The following is a 13,062-nucleotide window of genomic DNA, read 5'->3' as shown; positions in this document are numbered from 1 at the left end:
TTTGTTCCTTGCTATTAAAGTCGCAAACTGTTTACCTCTCACGATGTTCGGATGTCCGACCTGACAACAACTCCTGCAGACTCTTTGCGCAGGTCGGAATTTTAAAAGATTGGCTAAGAGATTTCAAACCATTTACTCACCTCGCCAATCTTTTTTGCTTAAGTTATGGCCTTGTGTAATTAGCCGGTTCAGGTTCGGCTTTTTCAGCATGAGCAAGCGCATCTTCAATCCTCTTTTTGCTTCGCGAATCGGCGGCTTTAGGTAACAATGATTTCAAAGCTGCAGCATAAGCTGAATAGAAAGCCTGCGCCGTCGGGATCTCTATATCTGGTTTGACGCCGACAAATTGACAGCAAATGCTGTTTAGGTTACAACGTGGGACGCCCCACAGATACGACATCGGGGAACCCGTATGGAAATCCACCTGCAAACTCATGAAAAAACTGACTAACACTCTGACAGGTTTTGCCGCTCTGCTGCCTCTACTCATATTTTCGAACACCACGAATGCAGCAGATGCGCCAAGGGAACCCCTCGCCGTTCTCAACTCACTGAATGACCGCATTTACGTTCTGGGAGAAACAGGCGGTAATCCCACAGCAATGATTGATGCCGAGGCGAAGGCTGCAGACGAAATTCGCCAGTATATTGCAACCGGCGCAACCGCCGGTCTTCTTGCGGATGGCAAGGACGAAGATTCCCCACTGGTTAGCGCTGCCTATCTGGGATATCCGAATGTCGTTACAGCCTTACTCACGTCCAGTATTATAAAGAAACATATCAATGACGCCGATAGATCCGGGCTTACGCCGTGGATCGCTGCAAATTTCTCGATACAGCAAACCATGTGGGTTTGTAATCCTGAAATATTCGATATCCCGACAAAGTTCGTGCCAATGGTCGTGAGCCAACCGTATTACGCTTCCAACCCGACACCGCCATACAAGGAGGTGCGTAACGTGTTGGAAAAATCAGGTGCCTCACCCGACTTGGCCAAGGCAAAGCTATTGTGGATCACTCACTGCACGCGTCTCGCGTCGGAGGCAAAAGCCAAAGTGCAAGCCAGCGCAGATCTGCAAAAGACGCTGCAAGAACTTGGCGCAGCCGACTTCTTGACCAAATTGTCTACTATTGAAAAAGAATCGGGGAGATAGTTTTTCATTAGATCAACGTAAGCCGAATGCAATCAAGCACCCGGAGCGATTTCAGCGCTAATGACGCCGCGAAGTACATTCGTATTGCGCAACCATAAACGATGTATTGCGGGATCCAGGTGGTTGTCCGCACTGCAATCGACATTCCAAAGCCGGAGAAGATAACCGGCAATCGCGGCTCTGACTTTGACGATCAATTTATCTTTCGTCATTCCAAAATCTCGCGCAACGATTTCTTTCCAGGCATGGTTGGGATGAGGCACCAATTCGAGAGCGACTATTCGTGTCCACTGATCATCCCGATCGCAAAGCTCGTGTTCCTCCACGATTGAATCCGCCTGCAATATTGGCGCTTCAATTCGCGATAACACCAGATCACGAAATTGCGCGAGACGCCGGTCGTACGCACGCACATGCCAGCGCAAACCGCTGTCGACCAATGCATGCGGAATAATTTCCCTTTTGGACGGGCCGCGTTTCAATGAATGGTATTTCACCCGAACGACCATCTGCTGATGAATGGCGCGGCTGATGGTTGCAAGCACCGGCAATGATGGCCTGTTGAGTCGGAGGGGTGATTCGAACGGCAAGTAACCCTGCGTGGCCTCGCTCGTGCCGTCGCCAAAACCTTTGGACAAGGCGGAAAGAATACGCTCGGCGTCATGTTCGAACAAGGGTGAAAAATTTCTGCCGGTGACGTATATTTTTCTGCTACCTTCGAAATCGATATTCCCTGGTGCCAAATCGCGATATGCCGCGAGATCGCGCGTTGCCATTGCCGGGGCAATGCCAAAGCGCTCCATCAGGTCCCGGCGGGAAATATCGCCGAGAAACCAAAGACGGAATTCAATAAAAGCCAGACGGTCGCGCTGCGTTTGCGCGAAGTTTTCGATTGAGCGGATATTCATGACGAGCTTTGCCCCTGCGGATGCCAAATGATTAGAATGTCTCCATTTTACACGTTGACATGATAAAAAAGATTAGGTACGATAACATCATCAAAATGATTATGTGGTGTAAAAATGAATTACGACATCATCGGCGATATCCATGGGCACTCGGACAAACTTACTACCTTATTGGCAAAGCTTGGCTACCGTGAGCAAGCCGGGGCTTGGAGGCATTCAGAGAAAACAGCTATTTTTGTGGGGGACTTCGTCGATCGCGGCCCCGGGCAACTAGCGACTATTGATATCGTCCGGCGCATGGTCGATTGCGGATCGGCGCAGGCGGTACTCGGAAACCACGAATTTAATGCAATTGCATGGCATACACCGGATCCCGCTCACGACGGAGAATACTTGCGTGTCCATCGCCCCAAGAACCGGCATCAGCATGCGGCATTTCTGGCCGAAGTCGAGCATGACAAGGCGCGTCACAAGGAAGTCATCGATTGGTTCATGACCTTGCCACTTTGGCTGGAATTGGATGAATTGCGTGTCATTCATGCTTGTTGGCATCCGGCTTATATGAACGAGTTGGAGCCATATCTGGATAAAGAAAATCGGCTTACCCAGGTGGTCGTTGAGGCGGCGAACAACCCTGAGTCCGTGCTGTTTCAGAGCGTCGAAGCATTGATCAAAGGACTGCAAATCAAACTGCCGGATGGCGTGTTTTATTTTGACGAGGATGGTCATAAAAGAAACAAGGTGCGCACATGCTGGTGGGATGCCGATGCAACGACTTATCGGCGCGCTGCATTGCTTGCCAGGGCAGAGCGAGAACGTTTGCCGACCGACCAGATTCCTGCATCGGCACGCATTCTCTACGCCAACGACAAGCCGCTTTTCATTGGCCACTATTGGAATAGAGGCGCTTTGGCTCCGCTTACCCCGCATATTGCCTGCGTGGACTACAGTGTGGGCAAGGGAGGCGCGTTGGTGGCGTATCGGTGGGAAGGAGAGTCTGAGCTGAAGGCTCGCCAGTTTGTTGCTGTGTAATGGCGCCAGAATTTATTGCACAAACACTTGTTCCCCAATATCATGGCGCGGGCAACATGAACGAGCGCAGTGAAATGGTGGTGATGGTAATTCCAACGCGTCTATCAAGCTGTGCTTGAAGAATGGACGAATCTAAGTAATCAGGGGAAATTAATGATAATGAAAAATATTTTCAATAAGACAAAAATTACTTGCATGGCGATTTGCTGCGCGCTGCTATCTGCTTGCGCATCGGATGGTCATATGATCTCCGTTCCCGAAGCAATCGCCAATAAGAATTGGATTGGCCACCCTATTTATGAAGCTATGGGGAAATGGGGGAAACCCTTAGTTACACCGGTCGGAGATGGAACAGGGCTTTATCAATGGGGGTGGAATTCTAAATATGCTTACAATGCACAGGTCGGCACTTCTTCTTCCAGTAATGGTGTCCAAACGACTTATTATCAAAAGCAAATCGGCACAGCTGAATGCCAAATAGTAGTCAATGCCGATTCAAACGGCATAATTACGCATTTTGAAACCAGGGGGGCGTGTTCCGATCTTTACTGGGGATCAGGATCAGCTACACCGGATGCGGAATCAGCGGCCAAAGGGAAATTGCTGGTCGAAAGTCTAGCAAAAGCGAAGGAACTCAACGCCAGATATGAGATGGTTTACACCAAGCCAGAATATGCGGAACTTTTCTCGGAGGCGCACAGCGACGATAACAGCTACTTCACGGTCGGCCCCGATGTGGTTGTGGGGAAACTTACGCCGCACCAGATTGAATTGTTTTCGAAGTGGCGCGGCGAAATGGATTCCGTCGTCAAAGATTACCAAGTATTTCTTCGCAGCACTCAGGATCGCGCAGATAAGAGTCAGGCGGATAACATTGAGTTTATGAATAAAGCAACGCCGCCAGCTACTGAAAAAAACAATCGCAAATTGCAGAACGAATATATTACATACCGCAACGCAAAAGCTTTGTCGATGTACGTGAGACGAACTTATTTGCAATAAGAAAGGCGGCCAGGCAACTATAAAATGATCGCATGCCGTGGAGCTCATTCGTCCAATAGAGCTCACTCCATAAACAGGGGCCTGATGCCTTTATAACCAATGAGATACCTATGAGTCCACGCATTTTTCTACTTTTATTTTTTCAGTGACTGCCAGAGCGGCGACCCAGGAGCCGGTAGCCTCTGAATCGCGGGATGCCGCGATAGGCTTCACACTCACTCAAAATTACATGATTGGTCGTACTGCTAGTTATTGTTTTGAAGATTTGGGAAGACCGGATACGCCGAAGGAGTTTGTCGCAGGCTGGCAAAAGCAAAATTCTAAACACTATTCCGCTGCCATAACTTACATGAATCGTCGTTTGGCCGAAGCTGAAAGTCTAACCGGCGTGGAGGGAAAAAATAATATAGCAAATGCGCTACTCGCAGCCGTCCGGAAAAACGGAGATAAAGCGGTCAATGGCTTCTTTGAAAATAAAGACAAACACGACGAGTGCAAGAAGGTAATTGGGCTAATGGAATCAGGGGCATTTAATATTGATTCCCGAATCCCGATGTATGGTGAGTTGGAAGCCCTTGTAAATTATATTGATGGCCACTGAGTGTAGATCCATTCGATCTGTCTAGGCGCAATTGAAAAATAAAGTATTTTTTAATTGACTGGTCGTCGCCGCACGCTCCGGTCGCTCGATTCAACGTGCAGAAATCGAGTTTCTGAACCCTCGCTACGAAAGAAAGATTATGAACGTTACTTTACGTAGAACGATTCTTGCGACATTAATTTTGATAGCAAACTCAGTTTTCGCCGAAGATATAATTCCGGCGCAATTAGTCGGTGTTTGAACTACCGATGGATCGGTCCTGCATGGCGGGTTATTATATAAAGGTAGTGCCGTTTACCTTGGCGCTAATGGGGTTGGCGCGATGCTTGGTGGCCCTCCGCCAATTGGTTTCAAAATTACCGGGACGTATAATAAAGCAAAAAACGTTATTGAAATTATTGCTTATGACGGCAATGAAAAGGGCCCTCTTGGCACATTAGTCTTTGACGAAAAATCGAATACCCTTGTTGAAAACCCGTCAGGAAATAGTCCGTATCATCGACGATTTAATGAAATTCCCGATGATGCAAAATCGACGCTACTACGACTACGGGACTAGTTGAAATGTCAGCCCAACTGCTTTGCGATGTTGGCCTTACACATTGAACGAAAAGGCGGTTCGCGCCATCGAATGACTGCATTGAGAAGCAGCGGTTGTTTGTAAGCTTTGATATGAATCAGCAGACGGCGTATGCCCGTCAATGGCCAGCCGGCCAAAATTTACGGATTGAATGGTTCAGAGCGTGATGAGCCTCGAACAGAACGAAATTACAACCGCTACACAAATGTCATTTAGGCAGCTAGTGTTGGAACAAAACACTGCTTTTTTTAAGAATTGGTCGTGACAGAATGGATAGGATCTACAAAGTAATTGGCATATCGATTGCCCTGGCCTTGGTGGTTGGTTTTGCCTTGTGCGGAATTATTGGAATCGTCGCAGAAAATCCCAATAACGAACTTGAAGCCATGGTAATTGGATTTGGTTTGATTTGCGTCGTCACCAGCGTGGTTTGTTTCTTCAAAGTTCGCAATATTCTCACTGTCGTCAGGGCCAAAGATAAACCGCTCAGTCTATTTGATCGGGAAATAAGGATTCTTGATCGAATCGATAACCTTGTGACAAAACACGGGTTCAGCTTCCAGGCGTGGGATGATCGCTACAGTAAAGGCGTTTGGGCTGCATTGGGAACATCGGAGAATCAAGTTGACACGGTTCGTGAGTTATCCAGCGGAGGAGACAATGACATGTTCTACGCGACGGATTACGTGTTTTCTGCAAATTGGCTGCCTTACGTCATTGGCCATACGTTAGGCGAAGCAATACTGGCTCTGGAAAATCGTCTCGCCCAACTTCCTTCGGACCAACTAAACCGCGAATCAGACTGGGCTGATCTAGTGCGAGATGCTATTGAATCGCTACGAGATGCAACTGATGGCAAATCATATTACGGTGACAAATTGCCAGATCATTTGGACGCTCTCCCAAAAACATTCGAAGCGGCGCTTTCTGCCAAGTCTGCATAGGAAGGTAGCAATAATAAACGGGAACAAAATTAAAAACAGATGGCTCCGCTATTTCACGGGTCCTGCGCGCAGAGTTCACTTGCCTTTCATGCTGACAAACAGAAAAGTAGTCAATGCTACTGCCGCACTACCCGATATTCCAATAAGAAAAAGCGGGGCACCAAACACTGCAAGTAAGGTGGGCGTCAAAATCAGAATCTGAATATCCATTCCAGCAATAAGACATGGACTTGTACCGCCTTCATTCACACTACATCCCAACGCATTTGAGATCCCAATCATGGCAAGTGCAAATAAGGCACATGCGACCCAACTCTGGAAAATCAGTAACGAGACATTCAATGGAATTCGCCAAGGTTGACCTTCTCGCTTCGATAATTGATAGGGAGGTAGCTTCATGTATTTAAACCGATGACTAAAAATGCAAATCGTTATAAGTGACCGCACGAGCCCTGAGTAGCACGATCCGGTAGTCTATAGAAATGTCCGCTGGTTGTCGCTCTATTTAGAGCATTTTTAAGTGAAGAATGATGACAATCGCCGACAGCGACGAATGTACGAGTAAGCGTGAGGGTCACTCCTCTCAGTCCTCGCATATCCCACCTTGCGGAATTGCCGCATTGAGTTCTTCAGTTAGTTTCACCAAGCGCTCCAAGTATGTGCAATGCCCGGTCGCAATAGGGTACAGCGTTCGAGCATTTTCAAATATCGTGACCAACGCACGTTCCTCCCGCACGTTCGACACGCTAACCAAATATGCCAGATGTGGCGGATCGCCAGATAAGAACTATACAGGCGGCAATTCGTCGGACGAGCGTAGTTCCGATAGTGGCAGCGCAATATCCCATTGAGAATACGCTGCTGATATTCCAGTGGTGCGTGAAGATGATTTCGACACCAGTCGGTGATGGATATCACCTATTGCTAAGTATTTTCAATCAACACAGCTAGGGTAAGGCGCTTGTTCTCCAGGGACAATATGACATAATTTAACTTGGGTCAGCGTTTTATATCTTTCGACCCATTTTGAAGCATCTAGAGTTAGCGGCCTCTTTGATGCCGTTGCTCTCTCGGCCCACTGCACTGTATAGAAGTCTTTATCTCCCTTGATCACAGCAATCAATGCTGTCTCACTTTGTTTCCCATCTGTAGTTGGAGAAGTTCCGCAACTTACAATTGCAGCGAATGCTTCATTGCCACCAATCTTATCGTCAGAAACCCTAATTGCCAAGAATGACGTAGGACAGGCGCGCTGAAATCCACCTGCAATCCGTTCGACTAACATTTGAGAAGTAACTCCTGCTTTCGTAGCAAGATCTTTAGCTCCATTAAGGGTAATCATCTGAGACCATTGATTTTCGTTCTCTCCCTCAGGAACTGATTCGCGGATGTACTGGGTGTCACTCACATTTTCGAAAATAGTCACGAATCCAGACGGATATGGAGCCAGTAAGAGTTGACTAAATATTGGGGTGATCGATCTGATATTTTGAACTGGCGGAATAACCGCTGATTCATCTTTCCCTTGCTTCCCATCATCGGAACTTGCGTGTGCTGCTGCAACGATTAAGAGACCGAAGCAAAGCAAAATTGATTTGAACATATTTGAGTTCCTAAACTGGTAAATTTGAATCATTGAATTTCAAAATTGGTTCCCTCACACCGGCCATGGACAGATCAACATGATGACCAAAGTTTGTCGCTGATCTCCTACTTTTCAGAATAAGTTCTGTCGATAGAAATCAATTCGTTTTTAAGAGGTTCGCCAAGTAAGGACTCAAAACTGCGCGATAATTTTTTGCGCGGCAATTTTAAAGCTCGCACGATGGAGGGCGTTGAACCGATGAGGTCTCCATGCAAGGTAAAAACGTCAATCCATTCACAAGTCGAGCAATTTGCAAAATTCCCACTGTGTGCAACGACATAGTGTTTGTTTTCACCTGGATTGCAACTCAACTGACTCACGAAAGGCTCGTCTTTGTGCTGAACCGGATCGGGTTCGTAATTGACTGAATAATCGTCGCCAATTGCAGTTTTAAAGGTCAGCTTTTGAGTGCAGTGCGGTACAGCGCCGTTTACGCTGGCCGAACAAATGCTTCGGATTGAAACAGTCCATCCGTCGCACATCAAAGAGTCCGTTTTTAAAAAGGAATGGTTGGTTTGCGCTTGTGCGTCAAAAGTACCTATCGCAAGTACTACAATAGACGATAAAACGTACCAATTATTTTTAAATTGCATGGTGATTTTACTCATGGTTTGAACGGAGAAAGTTACGCTTGCGCTCGGCGCTTGTCAACAGACAAGGCCGCGACCGTGGAATTTGTAGTCGTCGCCCGGCTCCGTATTCCCAAGGTTTTTCCGGCCCCATTCGCCACCATAGATCGCTTCCCCTCTCGTCTCGGCTCCGCTGCTGCATTCGCATTGGATTTCTCAAGGCTCTCTATCCCATTACGTCCTGAGAACACGTCAAACAATCGGTCGCCCGAGTAGTTCAAATTCTTATCCATTCGAGTGAAGTTTTGCGACTCCACCTGCATCTGGCACATGAAGCTGGCCAATTCCTTCCTCTCGATGACTCGCGCTTTGCGCCGCCGGCAACAGGAAGTTGCCGTTTTCCTTCGGTGCAGTGTGGTTTGGGCCTGTAGGCATATTGGATATTCTTTAAAGTATGTTCAGAACACCAATAAGATTCAACGAGTGCTTGGAAGGCCGTGAGCATCAATGTCTTGGTCGGCCTTCCACTTGGGTATCAGCTCATCACCGCTTTCAACCAATGCCGATGGCGTGCAATTCAAATCGCTGGCTGCGTGTAACTGCCCCACGTGCTGCACTAGCAGGCCCGAACGTTTGAGTCCCGTGCCTTCGATAGAATACAGAATGTACTTATAGCCGTCATTGGTGAAAGCATACGCGCTTCCACCAGTGGCCCCAGCATAAACCAAATGCGTGAGGGTGAACGAATCAGCGTCGCTGTCGCTTGATGGATAAGTCAATTCGATTTTTGACGGGTATCCGAACAAATAACGAAACGTTCTTTCACCTTGCGCGGAGGCAGGCGACGCGCAGAGAGATACCATCTTGTGGGTGTTTCCCTGCAACGTGCAGGAAAACACAGGCTCATCGTTTGCCACGCACAGTCTATGCGAAGACACTTCCTTCGCGCGAGCATGAAAACAAACGAGACCAAGAACGGTTGCAACAACGAACGAATGGATGTTTTTCATACGTTAACTCCCAAGTGAATTCGCACTTTTGTTAAGCGTTCAAATACCCCATTTTTCGGTATTATGTGCAACAGCACAAAGCTTTTCCGATTAATAACGTAACGTATGCAAGCAGGTCAGTGGCTAAACCGTTACATGTCATCAAGTACTTTATCCAAGGTTTGCCCAGCCTTCCGGTCAATTAGACGCGCCGACATGCCGAAGGTCAGCGGACCGTCCAGATCGGCGGCTGGCGTGTCGCCGATAAACAGCACATCGCTTGCCGCACAGCCGAGCCGATCTAGAAGATAACGGTAGATACCTGGTTCCGGTTTCACTGCACCAGCTTCGTAGCTCCAAGCGTAAGCGTCCAAGGATGGCAGCAGTGCCTTAACCGGCGTGCCATAGGGTGCGGCCAAATTCGAGCACAAGCCGATGCGATAGCCAGCATTCCGCAGGCGCGCAATGGTCGGGAGCGAGTCAGGAAAAAGTTTTACCGTAGCCAATTCAGCGTGCAGCTCCGCTTCCCAGGCCGCCAGCAGATCAACGGGCGGTGACAGGTCGAATAGATTGGCGACGTCGGCAAGGCCACCTGGCTGCGACATGATACGCCCCGCGTCGCTCGTTTGCGGCCGACGTCCATTAGCGCGCATCCATTGCATCAACTTGCGGTACGGAGACCGCCGCTCACCGATCTGCACCAGCGTACCGAAGGCATCGAATACTACAACACTGATTGCCATCATTCATCCTTCCACAGCTTCTTGCCATCTGGCATACGGTTATTTTCTTTCCGACTGCTCGTAAATCGACAAACCATACTTGGTCGACTCGAATCCACTCGGGAAGTTATTAGCCTTGGCGTGTTCAATTGCCACTCGACGCGCCGCTTTCTTGTCTTCGTTCATTTCAGTGTCCTTGTATCAAAATTAAAGACACGTCAGGAGGCTAACTTTGATCCCAGACATCAATTGTCAGTATCTGATCGGGTGGGCAGGCAGCAATTTTGTCGCGGCGTATTTTAACATTCCCGGTCCATTTGCCCGGCATCACGTAATCGTCGCCAATGATGGTCTGGCCATCATGACGCGGAGGTCCATTGGAGATATTCGGTAAAATGTCACCGGCGACTGCCGTATAACGGTTTGGATAACCGCTATACAAAAGCTGCGTCACTTTGCCCGCCTTAACAAGCGCTTCAATCCAATCAATACCGCTGATACTCGTCTCCTAGGTTGCCAGGATCGCCTCATTATCGCGCGCTGCATCCCGTTGTTCCGGGGTCTGTCGCGCAACTACAATCCACCAGCCAATCATGAATCACTCCCATCATGCGCGCCAGGCTCTATCAACTGGACAATGCCTTTGCCGAAGCCGGCATAGCTTTCTGATTCCGGAAGATAACCGTGTTGCAAAGCCTTGATGCCTGCTTGCTCCGGCGTGTCACCATCCTCATAGGACGCCTGCCCCTTTATCCAAACAATATCTGCGGCCGTCATCTGCATATTTAATTCCTCTGATGTTTGGCGCGATTTCCTGAGCTGCATCGCATCGGTCTTGGCCTTTTTGTGGTCAACCGCATGGCGATTGGCTCTGGCGCCCATGCAGTGCATGATCGCTGAGTCCATTGTCACTGAAGTATATTTGCAATGCAACTGGATCAAGATGAGGAAATGCGTTCTTGCCGCGCAGCCTTTCCGATATCTCGTAACGCATCGCTCGGCAGATTAAGTTCCAGTCGCCGTCGTAATCGAAACAGAGAACCAGCAAGACTTTGGCGAACGGCAAAAGCCGGACTGCCAGATATACCACCAAAAATACGGAAAATAAATCAGGCGATGCTGGTGGTTTATTTCAAACCTTGAATTTGTGTACCAATCCATAAATTCATTAAGCAATTCAACTTCCGCAATGTTGCGCCGAGCTGAAGAGTGATTGCTATATAGGCTGGATATTCAATAATCATTTCGTCTCAATTCCTCAACATTTTTCAAAATGCCCTAAATAGGGCATATCAAAGTAGAACGTTAATCCTTACACTTCTTGGTTGAAATTAACTAAGCGGTAATCAATTTTTGTACTACTTTGATTTTTCATTAAAAAACAGGGGAATAACTTGAACTTAAAGCGACGCGATGCAGTGGTAAAAACATTAGTTGGCCTTGGAATATGCGTACTCGCATTGTCAGGGTGCGGCGGCAGTAGTACTGCTGGCAACAATGCCAGCAATACAAGCACCACCAGCTCTAATAGTGCAGGCATTTCAATCCTTGCAGTTTCTATGCATGCAAATGTCGCTGAATTGGCAACGGGTACCCAATTGACGTTGCGAAATAGTGCGGAAGAGGCTATTAACGCCACGAATGAATGTAAATATTCAGTTACGCAGCCAGTAGCCACAACGCCAGGTATTGATCGACATGTGTGCACGCACCACACGCCGGTGGTGACATTACTGTATTCATTTGGCACCAACGGTGGTCAACTAGATGGTAGCGGACCGCAAGCCGGGTTGGTTCAGGCCAATGACGGCAATTTCTACGGCACAACGTTTTCAGGCGGAACCAACCAGAACGCGACATGGGGAGCTGCCGGTACGGTATTCAAAATCACAACAGACGGCAAAGAGTCCATTATTTATAATTTTGGCGCTTCCGCAACGGACGGTGCCTTGCCTATGGGAACACTAGTTGTTGGGCACGATGGCAACCTGTATGGAACTACGATGGTAGGCGGTGCTCCGTGTTTCAGCGACGGTGGTTGTGGAACTGTGTTCAAAATGACGCCGGGTGGCCGCGAAACTCAACTGTTTTCCATTGTCAGTTGGTCACAGGGTTTTGAATTTCCGGCGGGTCTGACCATCGGCACCAAAGGCAATTTCTATGGAGTCACAACTGCAGGCGGACCACAGTGGGTGAACTACGGCTGTTGCGGCATGGTGTTTAACATAAACACAAGCGGTGTCCAGATACCGCTATACGGATTTGGTGACAATGGTATTGTCAATGACGGTAACGCCCCGGAAGCATCTGTGATCGTTGCGAGCGACGGTAATTTGTACGGTACGACTGAATTTGGCGGCGCATATGGGCCGACCTACGGGATTGGCGTTCAAGGGAGTGGCACGGTATTCAGAATTACGCCAGACGGAACGGAGTCGATAATTTACTCATTTGGTGCCGGTGGCATTACAGATGGCGCGCGGCCGCTCGCACAACTTGTACAGGGCCCAGATGGCAATTTGTACGGCACGACAATTGCTGGCGGAACCTACAATCAAGGTACCGTATTCAGAATTTCATTAAACGGCACGATGACTATTCTTTATTCCTTTGGCACGACGACCGATGACGGTACGCAGCCAAGCGCCGGATTGACTTTCGGCCCGGACAGGAACATGTACGGCACCACATCTTCAGGCGGAGTCAACGGAGGAGGTACTGTGTACCGAATGACGCTGTCGGGGCAAGAGGAAGTAGTCGATTCGTTTGATGGCAACACATTGCCTGTGGCAAATCTAGTTCGTGGTAGGGACGGCAGCATGTATGGCACGACCAGTCGTGGCGGGTCGTATGGTCAAGGGATGGTCTACAAGTTGACCTTTTAATTGTCAGCGCCCCGTGTGCTGGTCTGCGCGG

General features: G+C 48.5%; 19 protein-coding genes. 8 read left to right on the top strand and 11 right to left on the bottom strand.

Going from position 1 to position 13,062, the window contains the following annotated elements; translation table 11 throughout:
- Positions 1–163 precede the first annotated feature (163 nt).
- Positions 164–436, bottom strand: coding sequence for a hypothetical protein (locus S2091_RS03750; RefSeq protein ID WP_105530447.1), 273 nt, complete (start codon positions 434–436; stop codon positions 164–166).
- On the opposite strand from S2091_RS03750, the gene S2091_RS03745 reads away from it, so the two are divergent.
- Positions 435–1,154: a hypothetical protein gene (locus tag S2091_RS03745; protein WP_243405309.1), complete on the top strand. Its 720-nt coding sequence runs from the start codon at positions 435–437 to the stop codon at positions 1,152–1,154. The two genes, S2091_RS03750 and S2091_RS03745, sit on opposite strands and share 2 nt — an antisense overlap.
- Before the next feature lie 32 nt (positions 1,155–1,186).
- Here S2091_RS03745 and S2091_RS03740 read toward each other — a convergent pair whose 3' ends face one another.
- Complete coding sequence (locus tag S2091_RS03740; RefSeq protein WP_105530446.1) at positions 1,187–2,062, bottom strand: WYL domain-containing transcriptional regulator; 876 nt, start codon at positions 2,060–2,062, stop codon at positions 1,187–1,189.
- A 114-nt stretch (positions 2,063–2,176) separates the two neighbouring features.
- On the opposite strand from S2091_RS03740, the gene S2091_RS03735 reads away from it, so the two are divergent.
- The 5 genes from S2091_RS03735 to S2091_RS03715 all read left to right on the top strand — a co-directional run bounded on the left by S2091_RS03735 (position 2,177) and on the right by S2091_RS03715 (position 6,221).
- Positions 2,177–3,094: a metallophosphoesterase gene (locus S2091_RS03735; RefSeq protein WP_105530445.1), complete on the top strand. Its 918-nt coding sequence runs from the start codon at positions 2,177–2,179 to the stop codon at positions 3,092–3,094.
- Positions 3,095–3,247: 153 nt separating this feature from the next.
- Complete coding sequence (locus S2091_RS03730) at positions 3,248–4,096, top strand: hypothetical protein (RefSeq protein ID WP_133166854.1); 849 nt, start codon at positions 3,248–3,250, stop codon at positions 4,094–4,096.
- Between the two features lie 229 nt (positions 4,097–4,325).
- Positions 4,326–4,697 carry a hypothetical protein gene (locus tag S2091_RS03725; RefSeq protein ID WP_133166853.1) on the top strand — a complete coding sequence of 124 codons (372 nt, stop codon included), beginning with the start codon at positions 4,326–4,328 and terminating at the stop codon, positions 4,695–4,697.
- 322 nt (positions 4,698–5,019) lie between these two features.
- A complete protein-coding gene (locus tag S2091_RS03720) occupies positions 5,020–5,256 on the top strand; it encodes a hypothetical protein (protein WP_105530442.1) in 237 nt (78 codons plus the stop codon).
- A 290-nt stretch (positions 5,257–5,546) separates the two neighbouring features.
- On the top strand, positions 5,547–6,221 hold the full coding sequence (locus tag S2091_RS03715; protein WP_105530441.1) for a hypothetical protein: 675 nt from the start codon (positions 5,547–5,549) through the stop codon (positions 6,219–6,221).
- A gap of 75 nt (positions 6,222–6,296) precedes the next feature.
- On the opposite strand, the gene S2091_RS03710 is transcribed toward S2091_RS03715, so the two are convergent.
- Positions 6,297–6,620 carry a hypothetical protein gene (locus S2091_RS03710; RefSeq protein ID WP_133166852.1) on the bottom strand — a complete coding sequence of 108 codons (324 nt, stop codon included), beginning with the start codon at positions 6,618–6,620 and terminating at the stop codon, positions 6,297–6,299.
- Between the two features lie 128 nt (positions 6,621–6,748).
- Between S2091_RS03710 and S2091_RS23790 the strand changes: the two genes are divergently transcribed.
- Positions 6,749–7,072, top strand: a complete 324-nt coding sequence (locus S2091_RS23790) for a hypothetical protein (protein WP_133166851.1) — start codon at positions 6,749–6,751, stop codon at positions 7,070–7,072.
- A gap of 83 nt (positions 7,073–7,155) precedes the next feature.
- Here the strand turns inward: S2091_RS23790 and S2091_RS03705 are convergent, their stop codons facing one another.
- The 8 genes from S2091_RS03705 to S2091_RS03675 form a co-directional block, all read right to left on the bottom strand.
- Positions 7,156–7,824: a hypothetical protein gene (locus S2091_RS03705; RefSeq protein ID WP_133166850.1), complete on the bottom strand. Its 669-nt coding sequence runs from the start codon at positions 7,822–7,824 to the stop codon at positions 7,156–7,158.
- Between the two features lie 107 nt (positions 7,825–7,931).
- Positions 7,932–8,459, bottom strand: coding sequence for a hypothetical protein (locus tag S2091_RS03700; RefSeq protein WP_133166849.1), 528 nt, complete (start codon positions 8,457–8,459; stop codon positions 7,932–7,934).
- Positions 8,460–8,720: 261 nt separating this feature from the next.
- Positions 8,721–8,870: a hypothetical protein gene (locus tag S2091_RS23945; protein WP_165794899.1), complete on the bottom strand. Its 150-nt coding sequence runs from the start codon at positions 8,868–8,870 to the stop codon at positions 8,721–8,723.
- Between the two features lie 41 nt (positions 8,871–8,911).
- Complete coding sequence (locus S2091_RS03690; protein WP_133166848.1) at positions 8,912–9,298, bottom strand: hypothetical protein; 387 nt, start codon at positions 9,296–9,298, stop codon at positions 8,912–8,914.
- 278 nt (positions 9,299–9,576) lie between these two features.
- Complete coding sequence (locus S2091_RS03685; protein ID WP_341476984.1) at positions 9,577–10,167, bottom strand: HAD family hydrolase; 591 nt, start codon at positions 10,165–10,167, stop codon at positions 9,577–9,579.
- 39 nt (positions 10,168–10,206) lie between these two features.
- Positions 10,207–10,332 carry a hypothetical protein gene (locus S2091_RS24625; protein ID WP_279337128.1) on the bottom strand — a complete coding sequence of 42 codons (126 nt, stop codon included), beginning with the start codon at positions 10,330–10,332 and terminating at the stop codon, positions 10,207–10,209.
- 40 nt (positions 10,333–10,372) lie between these two features.
- Positions 10,373–10,600, bottom strand: a complete 228-nt coding sequence (locus S2091_RS24390; RefSeq protein ID WP_243405308.1) for a hypothetical protein — start codon at positions 10,598–10,600, stop codon at positions 10,373–10,375.
- Between the two features lie 137 nt (positions 10,601–10,737).
- Positions 10,738–11,052 (bottom strand): hypothetical protein, encoded by a 315-nt coding sequence (locus tag S2091_RS03675; protein WP_105530434.1) that lies wholly within the window; start codon positions 11,050–11,052, stop codon positions 10,738–10,740.
- Positions 11,053–11,540: 488 nt separating this feature from the next.
- Between S2091_RS03675 and S2091_RS03665 the strand changes: the two genes are divergently transcribed.
- On the top strand, positions 11,541–13,031 hold the full coding sequence (locus S2091_RS03665; RefSeq protein ID WP_133166847.1) for a choice-of-anchor tandem repeat GloVer-containing protein: 1,491 nt from the start codon (positions 11,541–11,543) through the stop codon (positions 13,029–13,031).
- The last annotated feature ends 31 nt before the right edge of the window (positions 13,032–13,062 follow it).

This window comes from Solimicrobium silvestre, from assembly GCF_002976435.1.
Taxonomy (GTDB): Bacteria; Pseudomonadota; Gammaproteobacteria; order Burkholderiales; family Burkholderiaceae_D; genus Solimicrobium; species Solimicrobium silvestre.
This window is presented reverse-complemented; position numbering and strand designations above follow the sequence as displayed.